Origin of the sequence: Paenibacillus sp. LjRoot153 (assembly GCF_964253085.1) — a bacterium.
Classification (GTDB): Bacteria; Bacillota; Bacilli; order Paenibacillales; family NBRC-103111; genus Paenibacillus_E.
Map to the genome: position 1 here is coordinate 3374374 of NZ_CAXUQH020000001.1, position 14851 is coordinate 3389224.

Genomic DNA, 14851 nt, shown 5'->3' on the forward strand with positions numbered 1-14851 from the left:
AATAATAATGACTAAGCTTTTCAAAGCATGGAAAGGTAAGGCAGGGATTGTCACGCTATTCTCAACCGTAATGCTGCTTGCAATTCCAGTAGTGGCAGGAGCGGCGACAACCACACTAAGCCCTTCTGATGATTCCTATGTGCATGAAGGTAACCCGACAAGCAATTATGGAACAGCCACTTCGTTGTATGTGAAAAATGATCCAGGTGCATCTCGGTATACGTATCTCAAATATAGTCTCTCTGGCCTTTCGGGCGTAACGAGTGCCAAGCTTCGCATTTATGGCAGTGCATCCGCGTCAACGGTATTATCCGCGTATCAAACGACAGACAGCTGGACGCAATCCGCGATTACCTGGAGTACGAAACCAACGGTCGGCAGCTCAGCAGGTAGTGTTGCAATTAATACGACAACGACTTACAACGAGATTGATGTTACAGCTTATGTGACTTCACAAGCAGCAGGAGATGGTGTTGTTTCATTTGCACTGCAAGAAAGTGTGGGTAAATACACTACATTGAATAGTAATGAGAATGCCTCGAATAAGCCGCAGCTTGTTGTCGAAAGCGGCGGTGGAACGGGAGGGGATACTCAAGCGCCGACAGCTCCTAGTGGATTGGGCGGCACAGCAGCTTCCAGCAGTCAAATCAATCTAAGCTGGAGTGCATCTACAGATAATGTAGGCGTAACGGGATATGATGTGTATCGGAATGGCTCATTCCTCAAGACAGTTACGGGCACTTTCACAAGTGATACTGGCTTAACGGCGTCTACCTCGTATAGCTACTATGTTAAAGCGAAGGACGCGGCTGGGAATGTTTCGAGTCAAAGCAGCACGATCAATGTAACTACCTCTGCGGGAACGCCACCAACTGGTTGTACGAATGCACTGACAACAACGGCCGCCATTCAAAATGCCATGAAAAATGCGACAGCAGGATCTATCATTCTGCTTGCCCCTGGCAATTATGTTGGTGATCGTTTGACCAGCGGCGATCCAGGCGGGCAAGGATTATTCTATTCGGATCAAAGTGGAACAGCTTCCAACCCGATCGTTCTGCAGAGCTGTGATGCTGCTAATCCAGCTGTGCTCAAGGGCGTGAATGTGAACGATGGCTCCTATGGTATTCACCTGACGGGCAACTATTGGCAGATCCGGGATGTTGAAATCATGAATGCGCAGAAAGGAATTATCATCGACAACGGCAATAACAATCTGCTGAACAACGTAGAAGTTCATTATGTTGGCGATGAGGGTGTCCATTTCCGGGACGGCAGTTCCTACAATACATTGACGTACTCACTTATTTACGATACAGGGTTGTATCAAGCAGGGTATGGGGAAGGTGCTTATGTTGGTTCCGATTCCAGCTCGCCTTATGAGCATGTTGTAACAGGAAACGTGATTAGTCATACGAATTTCGATGGCGGTATTACAGCAGAGCATATCGATGTGAAGGAAGGCGCGAGCGGAACGATTATCGAGTACTGTACGTTTAATGGTACGGGTATAAGTGGGGCGAATAGCGCAGACAGCTTCATTGACGTAAAAGGTGTGAATACGATCGTTCGCTATAATCAAGGATATCGAAATGGCAACGCGAACGTTGTAGATGCCTTCCAAGTTCGTACGCATGGTACGGAATATGCGACTGGTGTGAATAATTCTTTTAATAATAATACCGTGAATTTGGATAGTTCGACAGGCTACGTCGTCTATGCAACAAGTGCGGCAACAGGGACCACAGCGGCGAACGATGTGCGTACAGGCGGAGGAAATCTGTACAATTCGAATGTGAATGAATAAGGTAGAGGGGGAGCCTGAGAGGGCTCCTTTTGCCTACGCGTCCAAGCTAAATATCGACATTCTGCCGCAAGTATGGGATTATGAGAAGAGAAGTATGGTAACTATTATGCAGGGAGTGAAAGGCATGTCACGCAAGTGGGAAAGAATGGTAAGTAAAAATACGAAAAAGGCAAACCTGACCCGTACCAAACAAGGGAAGGCGCCTATTTCAACGGATCCGGATCGTCCGGTCGTATTTAAAGGAAGAAGCATTCTATTGGCTGCGTTTTTCATCGTAGTTTCGCTCTTCTTGTTGTTTACGTTGACGAAAACCGAAGGGGACAAAATGTACTGGTATACTACGCTTAGCTATTTGGTAGTTGGTGTACTCATTTATTTCGTGCGGAGACCGTACTTGCGAGTGACCAAAACGAATCTCTCGAAGCGAGGTCTAGCTCGTGAATTAGTGCTGGGTGCGGAGAATATTAAAGAGATTGTACACGCGCCAGGTCAAATTATCATTGAGTTGACAGGCAAGTCTCCACGTTGGGTCTATAACAGAACGTTGAACCGTTTTGACATCGCGGCTATGGCGTCTAAGTTGAAAAAATTTGCTGAAAACAATAAAATTTCCTTTGTAGATAAAACGGTATAGGTAAGAAGCCTCCGATTCCACTTGCAGTGGGTTGGGGGCTTTTTTTGAGTGGGAATCGAGAATAATTGTTAAAACAATCCGGATTGCTGAATCGCCGCATAAAATTGATTGAACTCCTCAATCGTCAACTGCTGCTGAGCATCAGAAAGAGCTGTGGCCGGATTCGGATGGACTTCTACCATTATCCCATCCGCTCCTGCGGCCAAAGCGGCCTTAGCACAAGGGGCGAAGATGTCCTTGCGTCCCGTGGAATGGGTCACATCGACCAGGACAGGTAAATGGCTTTCTTGCTTCAGAATCGGAACTGCCGAGATGTCGAGTGTATTTCGCGTTGCCCGCTCATAGGTTCGGATACCGCGTTCAATCAACATAACCTGCGTATTGCCGCGAGATAGGATGTATTCCGCAGCATGCAGGAATTCATCGATCGTAGCAGACAAGCCGCGCTTCAAAAGAATGGGCATACGAACCTCGCCTGCCGCCTTCAGTAGTTCAAAATTGTGCATATTTCTCGCGCCAATTTGGATCACGTCGATGTACTGACCCGCAATATCGATATGTGCGGGATCCACGATTTCACTGATCGTCTGAAGTCCGAACTCATCGGCGACTGCTTTGAGGATCTGCAAACCTTCTAAGCCTAATCCTTGAAAATCATAAGGCGATGTTCGAGGTTTGAAGGCACCGCCGCGCAGCACGGTCACGCCAGCGCTTTTTAATGCGGCAGCAACAGTGCGTACTTGCTCAACACTTTCCACAGAGCAAGGACCTGCAATCATGATCGGTTTACTCCCGCCAATAGTAGCAGGACCAAGATGGATGATGGTATCTTCCTGCTGCCGTTTACGACTAACAAGCAGTTGCTTTTTGTGAACCGTTTGTTGTAAGGTCAGTGAGGCTTGGAATATTTGTTTAAAAAGGTGACGAATTGTATCGTCATCGAAAGGACCTGTATTTCGAGCAACCAAGGCGTCTAGCATTTTCTTCTCGCGAAGCGGGTCGAATTTCGGCACGCCTTGCTTTTCCTTCTCCTGGCCGATCTCTTGGGTAATGCGTGCTCGCTCGGAGAGCAGCTCTCGCAGATTCTCATTAATTTCATCAATTCGATCTCTTAAGTCATCTAACTTCGTATTCTCCATCTATGTTCACCCTTTGGCTTTAAAGCATACCGGTTTTGCAGCTTTGACATATCTGCGCTTAAACCAATTTATGTTGCAAAGTAGCCAATGTGCAGTATCTAGCAGTAAAAAAGATTTTATATCTATACTACACCTCATAACCAATGATAGGATCGAAGCGGCTTATATAACGGGCATCAGACAAGGATGCTAGCAGCTTATTGCGTAAGTAGATCAGTAATGGGTTCTCAAGTTGAACCATTCGTCCCATTGACCGAGACATTCGCACGATTCGGTTAGCTCGAGCCATTCGCTCCTTCTCATATGCTGAAAGTGCAGCCGGAATTTCACGATTTCGGAGGCACCTTGCTAGTACAATAGCATCTTCAATTGCCTGCGCACCTCCCTGTCCCAAATTGGGCAGCATCGGATGTGCGGCATCGCCGAGCAATGTCATCCTGCCTGAACTCCACCTTGGTAATGGGGGGCGGTCAACGATGTCATGGGCCAGGATGGTTGATGCTTCCGTTGCTTCAATAGCTGACACGACTGGGCTGTACCAACCGTGAAATTGACGTAGCAGCTCAGATTGCCTTTCTTCAACCGGAGGTAGTTTTCCTTGTGGTGCATTAATTGCGGCAAACCAGAATACACGGCCGTTGCCGAGACTCGAGAGGCCGAAGCGTCTTCCCGGTCCCAGCGCCTCGAAGCCCCCGCCATCATTTGTGTTGTGCGCCTCCTCCTGTGTACAAACTCCTCTTAAAGCAATATATCCCGAATAACGGACTGGGCTTTGCCCAAAAAGTCGTTCTCGTACGGCAGAGTGAAAACCATCGGCACCGATAATGACATCAGCCTCCTCCTGTGTACCGTCTTTGAAAATAGCGATTACTTCTCGATCACTGTGTTTCCCGTCGATCCATTGTTTATTGGTCTGTATAGGAGTTGTCGCCGTTACTGCTTGCGCAAGAATTGCTTGCAAGTCAGCTCTATGAATGACATAGCTTTGCGTTCCGTATAGTACCGCTTGTTTGGCAGCTGGGAGACTCGTAATCATTGTGCCATCCCAGGTTCGAATGTCAGCCTGAACAACAGGTGCCCCCACGTTCCGGACTGTTCCCCCTACGCCAAGCAGATCGAGTGCTTTCATGGCGTTGGCTGCGAGTACGATTCCAGCCCCGGCTTCCCTCAGTGATGATGCCTTGTCGTAAACCGAGACTCGCCATCCCTGCTGCTGAAGTGACAAGGCCGTACATAATCCACCGATTCCCGCTCCAATTACTATCGCTTTCCGTGTCGTTACTGCATTCATGTGTGTATCCTCCAGCTTCATTAGATCGCCGCTATACTACTTAGTCTCATCATAAACAATGAAAGCGCTGATCACCACCAAAAATAAGTATGACCGAGGTCATATTCGCTAAGATTTAATTGGCAGTCTCATTTTAGTTGTAGTCATTTTTCTGCTAGATTTGGAATAATAGTTTAAGAGGGGACAAGAAGGGGGAATTCGGGATGCTCACACTAAAATCATGGACGGGCTTATTTCAACGGGGAGCAACGGATACGGATATTTACCAGACGGTTAAAGTGAGGGCACCTCGGGATTATTTTAACCGAGCAGATGCTTTCTTGGAGGATATTGTCTATACATCACAAGAAGAGTTAAGCGGAATCAACAAAACATTCCTAGTCAAACTATTATTTGATAATTTTATGGATCATGTGCGCAAGGGGAAGGATCTATATACATACATTTTACAGCTTAGAAGCAAATTTGGAGGAATTGTTGCCCGTGTAAACACGAATGAGCGACCGAACGGGGGAACTGTACCCGGTTTTCAATGGGGACTTTCCTTTCAGGAGGGCGATTCGGATAGTGCTGCTCATTTAACCCTCAACGTCAGACTGCACCCAGCCGAGGTCAATCGGATGCGTGTTTTTTTCGACGATATGAATTGGAAACATCATCAACCGCTCAATATGGAGATGAATGAGCTCTTATCCCTGCTTTTTATTGAATTTATTACTGAACTTCGGAATGGATTAACCGAGGAGACAAAGGAAGAGATTGTAGCGGCTATTGTTCATAAATGGGAAGAACAATAGCTCGCTATCTCTACGAGAGAGGTTGTGTTGACGAGCGAACGATGAGCTCAGAGGGCAGTATGACTCTGCGAGACACATCGCTAGTTCCGCCTTCAATGCGTTCAATTAGCAGCTGCATCCCAAGTTGCCCAAATTGATAAGCGGGCTGTGCGGCAACGGTGAGGAAAGGATTGATCGCACCTGCGGGTCCGAAGTCGTCGAAGCAAACGACAGACATGTCCCCTGGCACTTGTAAGCCTCGTTGGCGCAGCGATTGAATGACTCCAACGGCCAACATATTGTTGGCTGCAAAAATAGCCGTAGGCGGCTCATCAAGCTGGAGCAGTCCGTCGAGAGCGGAGTCATCGTGGAAATCACGATACCCGAGATGGACCACGAGCGAATCATCGAGGGTAAGTCCGTTAAGACGATGTGCCTCGTTATAGCCTATGTATCGCAATCGAGCTGTTGAAACGTCCTGTGTACCGTTAACTAAGGCAATACGCTGATGCCCAAGCGCAATCAGATGCTCGACTAGATTACGGGCACCTTCTTTGCTGTCACCAAGGACGACATCCGCATCAATCCCAGGGATTTCACGGTCCAACACAACGAAAGGAATCTGATGCTTCTGTAATTGCAATAAGTTGTCGCGAGAATGATCGCCAGCCGGCGCAAATAAAACACCATCCACACGTGTAGATAGAATCATATCGACGTAATCTTTTTCTTTCGCATAATCCTCATCACTATTGGCAAAAAGCAAGCGATAACCCGCCTTCTTGGCTGCATCCTCAGCGCCTCGTGCTAGTGTGGTATAGAACGGATTGGTAATGTCCGTAATGAGCAGGGAAATGAGATGCGTCTTCTGGGAAACTAAGCTGCGTGCCAATGCATTCGGAATGTAGTGGAGCTCTTCCATGACTTTCCGCACTCGTTTACGCGTTTCTTCGCTGATACGACCCGTGTTATTGATAACACGGGAAACCGTCATCGCGGAAACACCGGCCTTCTCGGCGATGTCATAGATTGTTATCACGTGCTAATCTCCTTTGCCAGCCTAATATCGTTTAATTTGAAATCATAGAAAGTATATGTTTCGCACATTACAAGGGCTAGACTTTTGATGAAGCGTACTCCGCTTAAGAGGACGATGTAGCCGTTTATTTCATATTGTATAGAAATAAAGGATTGACAGCAAGACATAAAGTTGTTAATTTTGAGTTATCGGTAACACAAACTTATTTAGGAGATGTTGATGATGTTAAAAGGAATACCTTCTATCCTTTCGCCTGAGTTGCTCAAAGTGCTAATGGAGATGGGGCATGGGGATGAAATCATCTTGGCAGACGGGAATTTCCCGGCAGCCAGTCATGCGAATCGTCTATTACGTTCTGATGGTCATGGGGTTCCGGAATTGTTGAAAGCGGTATTATCCTTGTATCCACTGGATACATACAGCGATCAGCCTGTCGCGCTTATGGCAGTCGTTCCTGGAGATCCTGCCCAAACACCGATCTGGGGCGAATATGAGGAGATCATCAGTGAACACGCAACACCAGCTATTGAGTACGTGGAACGATTCGCATTTTATGAGCGAGCGAAGAAAGCATATGCCATTGTGGCGACGAGTGAAAAGGCGTTGTATGCCAATATTATTTTAAGAAAAGGCGTTATTAGTGAGTGATTTGAATTACCGATAACTCTAAAATGTGCACACTAGTACGAGGATAGATGACCAAGCCGCTTTAGTTGGTGATGTTGCTTTCGTTCCTTACAAAGTGAAGCTTATTGTATGAATTTGTTACAGCAGATGAAATAGAAGCTGGGATATGGAAAGAGCCACTCTCAACGTTGGTTGGGAGTGGCTCTTTGTATCAACTGTCCAAGCTAGACTCTTCGATCCAATTGATCCGTTTCGTAATCAGTTCTGATAGAGTCGCATCTGCGGCTGAAAACTCCTTTTGCAACTGAGTAACGACGGGTCGAATTTTATTCATTGCAGAGAGTGTTTGGCTTTGTGAATTTGTGATACGTCCTTGGACAATCCAGTCTGCAATGAGTCCGTCAAACCAATAGTCGGCCATTTTCAACGTGTCGCTGATATCAATCTCAATATGAAAACTCCGATTCAAGTCGGTTAGTTCATCACGGAAATTCAGGATCTGGTGATTAGCCTGATGAATAAACCGTTTGGCATCATCCACATGACTATGTTTTGCGTGGGTGCTAATCATGCCACCGCCGCCCCATAAGTCCCATTTTCCCCAATTTTCAGCTTTCTCCAAACTAGTGGAAGCATCTGTCAAAGAAGCTAGTACAAGCTTTCCAGCAGTTAGGGCTTCTTGCAGCTCTTTCACCAAAAGCTTCTGATCATCGATGTTGTCGTCCATTCTTTCCAGCTCACTTGATAATAGTGGTGCGTTTAAGAGTGCGGATTCCTTCACAGCCATAAGCTTCTTATAGTCGTCTTCTGCACGTTGATAGTTGGCGAGGTCATCACCGACTTTAATCAAGGCATTCTGTGCATCCAGAAGCGCCTGTTTGGCAGTTTCTAACTGAAGTGCAGCGGTAAGGACTTGCTGCCGTTCCATTTCAAGTTGCTCGGATTTACTACGAAGAATCGTGTGGAACAGATTTGTTAGTGAAAGTCGCGTCAATCGCTCTACATCTGCCTGCTCCGATTCAAGCTGTAACTCAAGCCGTCGTATGAGACGTTCCTGTTCATATGCTCTATTCAGAAGATCTTCTCTTTTGCGTTCTGCTTTGTGCAGCCGAAACATCCGTTCTTTCGCTACCCTCAATTGAAGGTTTAGATTATCTGACATCTTCATCCCTCGTTTCCCAGCATTTGTTAGATGGATTCCTTTTTCAATACGTACATATCGGTTGGCGGTTTCGGAAATTCTTACATATACAATATGAGACTTCCTTATGGTATAATTCATACTTTGTAAGTTTAGAGAGAAATAGGAGAAATCATATGATTACCAAACAACTTTCACCACTTGTTCAAACGTTAGATTTGAAACCGCATCCTGAGGGTGGATGGTACAAGGAACTATGGAAAGCCTCATTCGAGATCCCTAAAGAAGTACTCAATGAAGCCTACTCCGGTTCGCGTTACGCAGCAACTTCGATCTATTTCCTGCTTCATCCAGATGAATTTTCGGAATGGCACACCGTATTGTCCGACGAGTTATGGTTATGGCACTCCGGCAGCCCGATCGTGCTTACATTAGGAGGAACGAGTGAGCAACCTAAAGCGACACAAGAAATTATTCTAGGTCCTGATGTGCTGAACGGTCAGCATCCACAGGCTCTTGTCCCAGCACATGTATGGCAAATGGCGCGACCGCTAGGCGATGAACCCGTTCTGGTTTCCTGTGTAGTTGCACCAGGTTTCCATTATGATGACTTCAAATTAATTAAGAGATGATGTAATGATTAGAAACAGATTCATTTTGCTAAGTGTCAAGTAATTTGGTATCTTGAAGATAAGAATGATTTTAAGCGTAAAGCATATGCCGCTAGCTCTTTTTTTGAGCTGGCGGCGTTTTATTTTTTGGAGGAGATGATCGCAGTGTTCGAGAAGGAGTATGAAAATTTTTTTGGGAAGAGCAGGTTAGGCAGGTCAGAGGCTGGAGATGTTTCAGAGGGACCTGACAGGAACGAAGAAACTTTTGGAAGAAGCGCTTCTGCCTGTTTTGGGTTCGTTGGATGGATTGGTACTTGAATATGAAATGACGAGCTTGTCAGGTGTGAAAATATATGGCGACGTGTTTCACCCTAAAATACGGACCGTTTTCGAGGAAGACAGTTTCGTCACCCATGCGGAGAAAATCACGAGAGACCGTTTCTCATTTGAGAGGGCGCGTACGCGTTCAGTTGCGATACTCGGTTACACCTACTTCCCATATAGTCGAGATGAACTAGAAAGAAAGCCGAGTTTCTGTCAAAGAAACCTGTATGGATTAATCGGTCGAATCGGTAACGTGGAAGGTGCTGGATTGCTCCAACTGCCTGTTTATGAGCGGGAAGTTTTGAGATTCTCGTTACTAGGTAATAAACCTTTTCGAGTGACGGACGTAAGTACATGGCTTCAGCTTAAAAGCGAGACTTGTAGAAAAGTATTGCGAGATTTGGAAGCGAAAGGTTTGGTGTATCCAACTCGAAAAAATCGAGTTACGCGAGGCGACAGCGGCAATTATAGCTCTGTAACTCCAAAAAATCGAGTTACTCACTCCACGCCCCTAATCCACACATCCCACACAATAAACGTAATAAAACACATATTCACATCGATTGTTGTACAATAAAATGGAATTATGGCAAGTAAATGAACGAGGTGGCAGCATGGTTAATATTTTGGTTGTAGATGATGAGCCGATGATTTGCAAGGGTGTTGCGACGATTTTGAAGCAGTCCAAGTTGGACATTAACGAGGTTTTCATCGCGTATAACGGGTTTGAGGCGCTGGATTTTATACATTTGGAGAAAATAGATTTAGTATTTACAGATATTCAGATGGAGAAAATGAATGGCATCGAGTTGATCGAGAATATTTTCTTAGAGGATCCTTCAATTCCGATAGTGATTTTGTCGGCACATGGTGAGTTTGAGTATGCACAGAAAGCGATCCGTTTTGGAGCAAAAGAGTATTTGGTTAAGCCGATTACGCCGCCCCATCTCATTTCCGTTGTGACCAAGCTGTTGAAGGAAAAGGAAGATAAGGGTCAGCGCTTTGCGAATTGGGAAGGCTCGCGTACCCTGCCTGGCCATATGACGCATGAGACGAATTATTATTTGAATGAATTGGTGACTGGAATGATACATGAGTCCGAGGTACCTACCATAAAAGAGACGCTAGATAATCGTATGAATGGCACGTATTTTAGCATGTTGACCATCAAATTATCATTAGAACGTGGCGGTATTCATGATCAGGAAATATCCACGTTGAAGGATCGCAGTTTGTTGAAATACGCAGCTTTGAACATTATGGAGGAGACCGCGAGTCAGTGGAACCATCTTGTTTTCAATAATCACAATTCCACCTTCACCTTGCTGCTGCAAATAACGGAAGAGGAGAGCAGGGGCTCAATGCGGGTGAACCAGCTGTTGATGGTAGCTCAAATGATTCATACCAATCTGCTGAAATATTTGAATGTGAAGAGTCAGATCGGAATCAGCCGCATACGTGAAGGCATTACGCAGTGGCCGGTGATGTACAAGGAAGCGCTCGAGAGCTTATCTTGTTGTGAGACCAATAAGGGCCACTACATGTTCTATATTGAGGATAAAGACAGCATCAATTCGAATCCCGACCTAACCATAGCTGGCGTAGATGAGGCGAATAACCGAATCGTATTTGAGACGAAAGTGTATATTGAGGGGCATTTTTGCAACAAAGGGTTGAAACTGCAGGATATTGCTGATACGGTGCATCTAAGTCCGAATTATTTAAGTTTTTTGTTTAAAAAAGTGATGGGAACGAACATCTGGGACTATGTCACGAAGCTGCGGATGGAAGAAGGGAAGCGTCTGATCCTGACGACCGATAAACGACGCTATGAGATTTCCGAAGAAATCGGATATGAATCTCCGGAGCATTTTAGCAAAATATTCAAAAAACATTTCGGAATTAATATCTCAGAAGTGAAGCAATCAGGTGCGTAACATACGACATACTTAGCGTAATACGACACATCGCCCTTGCTTTGAACTCCCCTTATAATCAAAACTGTGGCAACGACAAGTGAGAAGCGATTCGAAAGGGGAACCAAACATGAGAGTAAAGAAAGCGTCTACAATGAGTGCGATTGCGTTAACGGTATTGATCGCAGGGTGTAGTTCAAGCAATGGAACATCAAGCACGACAAGCCCAGCTCCAGCGGCAAAAGAATCCACGCCAGCTGCTGTAACAGCTGCACCAGCTGCGAAAAAAGTAACGATTACGGCACAGAGCTTTAAAGCAGATCAAAAAGAAAAAAATGATCAATTGGATCAGCGTATTGCTCGATTTAAAACGAAATTCCCGAATGCAGATTTCAAAAAAGACGACTGGCAGTACAATCCGCTCGAAATCGGGATCAAAATGGCTTCGAACAGTGCGCCAACTGAGTATACAACATATGCTACGGAAGGTAAGGTGCTTGTTGATAAGAAATGGGTTGCCGATATTACCGATTCCATGAGTTCATGGGTGCATGCCAAAGATATGAATGATCTGCTTTCCAAGCCATTTGTTGTGAACGGCAAGACCTACGGTGTACCGATTGATGGTTATGTCATGACGATTACATTGAATAAAAAGTTGTTCAAAGATAAAGGTGTTGAGCTTCCTCCTATGGATTGGACATGGGACGATCTGCTCGCTGCAGCTCGCAAAATCAATGATCCAGCCAAAGGGATCGCAGGCTTTATTCCAATGGGCAAAGGACCCGAAGCAGGATGGAACTGGACCAATTTCCTTTATGCAGCCGGTGGCGATGTTCAAAAGCTAGAAAACGGTAAAGTAGTCGGCGTTTTCAATTCAGAAGCTGGTTTGCAAGCGCTTGAATTCTACAAAAAACTAAAGGATGAGAACCTGATTCCACAAAACTGGGCTCTAGGTTATGGCGATGCATTGAATGCCTTTGCCCAAGGACGCGGTGCGATGGTAATGTGCGGAAGCGGTAACGCAGCGGATACGGCGATCAATGAAGGCGGCATCAGCAAGGATGATCTCGTTGTGTATCCTATGCCTTCATTTACGAAAGGCGGTAAGCATACGGGCGTTCTTGGTGGTAACTATCGTGTCATCAATCCGAAGAGCGATAAAGATCAACAAGAAATGGCATTCAAATGGATTACGGATGAGTATTTCACGGATGATTTCTTGAACTCCACGAAGAAAGAAATCGAAGATCGTAAAGGTAAAAACCGCGTGTACATTCCGCAACCGATCAACTACTGGAAAGATTCCTCAGATTTCGGTAAAAAGTATACCGATTTATTAGCGAAATATGATAACGTCTTCAAATACGATCCGCAATTGTTGGCTCTATGGGATGGTAAGCCAGAAGCGCAATACGAAGCTCAAAAGTACTATACGGAAATGGCGAATGTCATTCAAAAAGTGTTTACGACGAAAGATGTGGACTTGAAAAAAGCACTGTCTGAAGCCGCGACCAAAGTGCAAACGGAGACGTTTGACAAAGTGAAGGTCGAATAGGTAAGCCTAACTTACTTCTACCTGCGGCCGCTTATTTTGGAGTGGTCGTGGGTAGAGGTTTTCTCACTATAAGGAGTGTTTAGGATGGATGCAGAGCTGAGTTCACAACCTATCGCAGTAAGCAAAGTGTCGAAGAAGAAAATGAACTGGTATTTATGGGGTACGCTGTTTATTTTGCCGGAAGTCGTGTTATTCATTATTTTTCTGTGGGTGCCAATTTTCAAAGGGATTTTCTATAGCTTCTATAACGTTGATTTTGTAGATGGCAATCATTTCACTGGCTTAGCAAATTATATGAGTATTCTGAAGGATGATCTGCTTTGGATTTCAATTAAGAATACATTGATCTATATGGCTTTGGGTATTATTCTGGGCTTCTGGATCCCACCATTAGTCGCGATCGCGGTTTCTGAGCTTCGTCGGTTTCAAGGGGCAGCACGTATCATCAGCTATTTACCTAGTGCGGTGCCCGCCATTGTTTTGTACGGTATGTGGATGTGGTTCTTTGATGCCGTAGGGCCGATTAACAGTCTGTTGCAGAAAATAGGCATCGACCAAGTTTCGTTCTTTAGTCCGAAATTAGCGATGGCTTCAATTGTTGTTCTTGAAACATGGCAAAGCTTTGGGGGTGCTACGTTAATCTACATTGCGGCGATCGTCGGGATTCCGAAGGATTTATACGAAGCCGCTGAGATCGATGGTGCAAGTGTATGGCAGCGTGTTCGCTATATCATTTTGCCTAGCATCAAAACTTTAATGGGACTCTTGCTTGTTCTTCAACTAATCACGACCTCTCAAGGCTTCCAAGCGCAATTATCGATGACAGATGGCGGTCCGAATAATGCAACGTTGACGTACTTGCTATGGCTTAACCACACGGCGTTCCGCGATCTCGAATTCGGTAAAGCTAGTGCTATGGGCAGCTTGATGTTCTTCGCACTCATAGGGATGACCATCCTATACAACGTCATGCAGCGTAAGGGGGAGAAAGCGTGAAGCAAGGTGAACGTGGGTTAATCTCCCAGCATGATTTCAAAAAAGGTTCCGTCAAACTCGGTTACACCCTCATGGTGCTGCTTATCGTGGCGATTGCGGTTACGACGATCTATCCGTTTCTGAATACGTTTTTTGGCTCACTGAAAACGCGGGAAGAGTTTTTCACTTTTCCGCCAACCTTTTTCCCGAAGCATTGGATTTGGGAAAATTATGATGATGCATTCAATAGCTTCGACCTTCCATTAGTGACCTTTTTGAAAAATACGCTCGTGATTTATGTTGGGAATGTGGTCTGTTCCCTTCTATTTATCGGGTTAGCCGCCTATGCGTTATCTCATTTGAAAGTCCCGTTCAAGCGATGGATAACACTTTTCTTCTTTTCGACACTGTTGATTCCGCCTGCAACGTATATCGTACCTAATTTTTTGAATTTGAAAAGCTTAGGGATGATCAATACCTACTGGGCGTTCTGGTTGCCCGCGGCGGCGAATGCCTATTTCATGCTGCTGCTCAAAAATTTCTTCGATGGCATTCACAAGGAAGTCCTGGAAGCTGCGCGTATCGATGGGGCAAGTGAATTCAAATCCTTCATTCGGATTGCGGTTCCGCTGTCAACTCCGATCATTGGCACGCTGCTCATGCTGTCTTTCTCGACAACGTGGAATGATTTCTACTGGCCGAATATCGTAATGACGGATAAAAGCATGTACCCGCTGGCCACTGGTATTTATCGCTATGTGGTGTATTCCAACTCAGTCATTCCATGGAGTGTACGATTTGCGGTGTTGACCATGGCGATGCTCCCACCGGTACTTTTCTTCTTGATTTTCCAGAAGTTTATGATTCGTGGCTTATCGGTATCCAGTGTGAAAGGATAGGAAGAAGCGCCCTTCAGAAAGTGAATTCTGGAGGCGTTTTCTTTGCGTTTAAAGGAGTTTCTTTCCGGCATAGCGAACGTACAGATAGCCTAACTAACAACGGTGCTGCTACTG

At 45.4% G+C, this 14851-nt stretch carries 14 protein-coding genes; 10 read left to right on the forward strand and 4 right to left on the reverse strand.

The features are described 5' to 3' along the window. Positions 1 to 7: 7 nt before the first annotated feature. Entirely contained in the window at positions 8 to 1807 is a 1800-nt protein-coding gene (locus ACSQ8P_RS14000; RefSeq protein ID WP_436235760.1) for a CBM96 family carbohydrate-binding protein, read from the forward strand. Further along, entirely contained in the window at positions 1800 to 2441 is a 642-nt protein-coding gene (locus ACSQ8P_RS14005; RefSeq protein ID WP_436235761.1) for a hypothetical protein, read from the forward strand. Before ACSQ8P_RS14000 ends, ACSQ8P_RS14005 begins: the two co-directional genes overlap by 8 nt. Positions 2442 to 2509: 68 nt before the next feature. On the opposite strand, the gene ACSQ8P_RS14010 is transcribed toward ACSQ8P_RS14005, so the two are convergent. Continuing rightward, on the reverse strand, positions 2510 to 3580 hold the full coding sequence (locus tag ACSQ8P_RS14010; RefSeq protein ID WP_436235762.1) for a bifunctional 3-deoxy-7-phosphoheptulonate synthase/chorismate mutase: 1071 nt from the start codon (positions 3578 to 3580) through the stop codon (positions 2510 to 2512). A 127-nt stretch (positions 3581 to 3707) separates the two neighbouring features. Continuing rightward, entirely contained in the window at positions 3708 to 4871 is a 1164-nt protein-coding gene (locus tag ACSQ8P_RS14015; protein ID WP_436235763.1) for an FAD-dependent monooxygenase, read from the reverse strand. Positions 4872 to 5074: 203 nt separating this feature from the next. On the opposite strand from ACSQ8P_RS14015, the gene ACSQ8P_RS14020 reads away from it, so the two are divergent. After that, complete coding sequence (locus ACSQ8P_RS14020) at positions 5075 to 5668, forward strand: hypothetical protein (RefSeq protein ID WP_436235764.1); 594 nt, start codon at positions 5075 to 5077, stop codon at positions 5666 to 5668. A 10-nt stretch (positions 5669 to 5678) separates the two neighbouring features. Here the strand turns inward: ACSQ8P_RS14020 and ACSQ8P_RS14025 are convergent, their stop codons facing one another. Continuing rightward, positions 5679 to 6686, reverse strand: a complete 1008-nt coding sequence (locus tag ACSQ8P_RS14025; RefSeq protein ID WP_436235765.1) for a LacI family DNA-binding transcriptional regulator — start codon at positions 6684 to 6686, stop codon at positions 5679 to 5681. Between the two features lie 222 nt (positions 6687 to 6908). On the opposite strand from ACSQ8P_RS14025, the gene fucU reads away from it, so the two are divergent. After that, on the forward strand, positions 6909 to 7334 hold the full coding sequence (gene fucU, locus ACSQ8P_RS14030; protein WP_436235766.1) for an L-fucose mutarotase: 426 nt from the start codon (positions 6909 to 6911) through the stop codon (positions 7332 to 7334). Positions 7335 to 7524: 190 nt separating this feature from the next. On the opposite strand, the gene ACSQ8P_RS14035 is transcribed toward fucU, so the two are convergent. Continuing rightward, positions 7525 to 8475: a hypothetical protein gene (locus tag ACSQ8P_RS14035; RefSeq protein ID WP_436235767.1), complete on the reverse strand. Its 951-nt coding sequence runs from the start codon at positions 8473 to 8475 to the stop codon at positions 7525 to 7527. Positions 8476 to 8633: 158 nt separating this feature from the next. On the opposite strand from ACSQ8P_RS14035, the gene ACSQ8P_RS14040 reads away from it, so the two are divergent. The 6 genes from ACSQ8P_RS14040 (at position 8634) to ACSQ8P_RS14065 (ending at position 14737) form a co-directional block, all read left to right on the forward strand. Next, a complete protein-coding gene (locus tag ACSQ8P_RS14040; RefSeq protein WP_436239523.1) occupies positions 8634 to 9086 on the forward strand; it encodes a cupin domain-containing protein in 453 nt (150 codons plus the stop codon). 208 nt (positions 9087 to 9294) lie between these two features. Beyond that, positions 9295 to 9966, forward strand: coding sequence for a hypothetical protein (locus ACSQ8P_RS14045; RefSeq protein WP_436235768.1), 672 nt, complete (start codon positions 9295 to 9297; stop codon positions 9964 to 9966). Between the two features lie 37 nt (positions 9967 to 10003). Continuing rightward, positions 10004 to 11326 (forward strand): response regulator, encoded by a 1323-nt coding sequence (locus ACSQ8P_RS14050; protein WP_436235769.1) that lies wholly within the window; start codon positions 10004 to 10006, stop codon positions 11324 to 11326. Between the two features lie 109 nt (positions 11327 to 11435). Continuing rightward, complete coding sequence (locus tag ACSQ8P_RS14055) at positions 11436 to 12863, forward strand: extracellular solute-binding protein (protein WP_436235770.1); 1428 nt, start codon at positions 11436 to 11438, stop codon at positions 12861 to 12863. 84 nt (positions 12864 to 12947) lie between these two features. Beyond that, positions 12948 to 13859, forward strand: coding sequence for a carbohydrate ABC transporter permease (locus ACSQ8P_RS14060; RefSeq protein WP_436235771.1), 912 nt, complete (start codon positions 12948 to 12950; stop codon positions 13857 to 13859). Beyond that, positions 13856 to 14737 (forward strand): carbohydrate ABC transporter permease, encoded by an 882-nt coding sequence (locus tag ACSQ8P_RS14065; protein ID WP_436235772.1) that lies wholly within the window; start codon positions 13856 to 13858, stop codon positions 14735 to 14737. The genes ACSQ8P_RS14060 and ACSQ8P_RS14065 overlap by 4 nt, the downstream gene beginning before the upstream one ends. Positions 14738 to 14851 lie beyond the last annotated feature (114 nt).

What these genes read in the sequence shown, in the direction of transcription:
- fucU (WP_436235766.1), top strand. Translation starts at nt 6,909, where the DNA reads ATGTTAAAAGGAATACCTTCTATCCTTTCGCCTGAGTTGCTCAAAGTG.
- ACSQ8P_RS14005 (WP_436235761.1), top strand. Translation starts at nt 1,800, where the DNA reads ATGAATAAGGTAGAGGGGGAGCCTGAGAGGGCTCCTTTTGCCTACGCG.
- ACSQ8P_RS14020 (WP_436235764.1), top strand. Translation starts at nt 5,075, where the DNA reads ATGCTCACACTAAAATCATGGACGGGCTTATTTCAACGGGGAGCAACG.
- ACSQ8P_RS14000 (WP_436235760.1), top strand. Translation starts at nt 8, where the DNA reads ATGACTAAGCTTTTCAAAGCATGGAAAGGTAAGGCAGGGATTGTCACG.
- ACSQ8P_RS14045 (WP_436235768.1), top strand. Translation starts at nt 9,295, where the DNA reads ATGTTTCAGAGGGACCTGACAGGAACGAAGAAACTTTTGGAAGAAGCG.
- ACSQ8P_RS14050 (WP_436235769.1), top strand. Translation starts at nt 10,004, where the DNA reads ATGGTTAATATTTTGGTTGTAGATGATGAGCCGATGATTTGCAAGGGT.
- ACSQ8P_RS14060 (WP_436235771.1), top strand. Translation starts at nt 12,948, where the DNA reads ATGGATGCAGAGCTGAGTTCACAACCTATCGCAGTAAGCAAAGTGTCG.
- ACSQ8P_RS14035 (WP_436235767.1), bottom strand. Translation starts at nt 8,475, where the DNA reads ATGTCAGATAATCTAAACCTTCAATTGAGGGTAGCGAAAGAACGGATG.
- ACSQ8P_RS14015 (WP_436235763.1), bottom strand. Translation starts at nt 4,871, where the DNA reads ATGAATGCAGTAACGACACGGAAAGCGATAGTAATTGGAGCGGGAATC.
- ACSQ8P_RS14010 (WP_436235762.1), bottom strand. Translation starts at nt 3,580, where the DNA reads ATGGAGAATACGAAGTTAGATGACTTAAGAGATCGAATTGATGAAATT.
- ACSQ8P_RS14055 (WP_436235770.1), top strand. Translation starts at nt 11,436, where the DNA reads ATGAGAGTAAAGAAAGCGTCTACAATGAGTGCGATTGCGTTAACGGTA.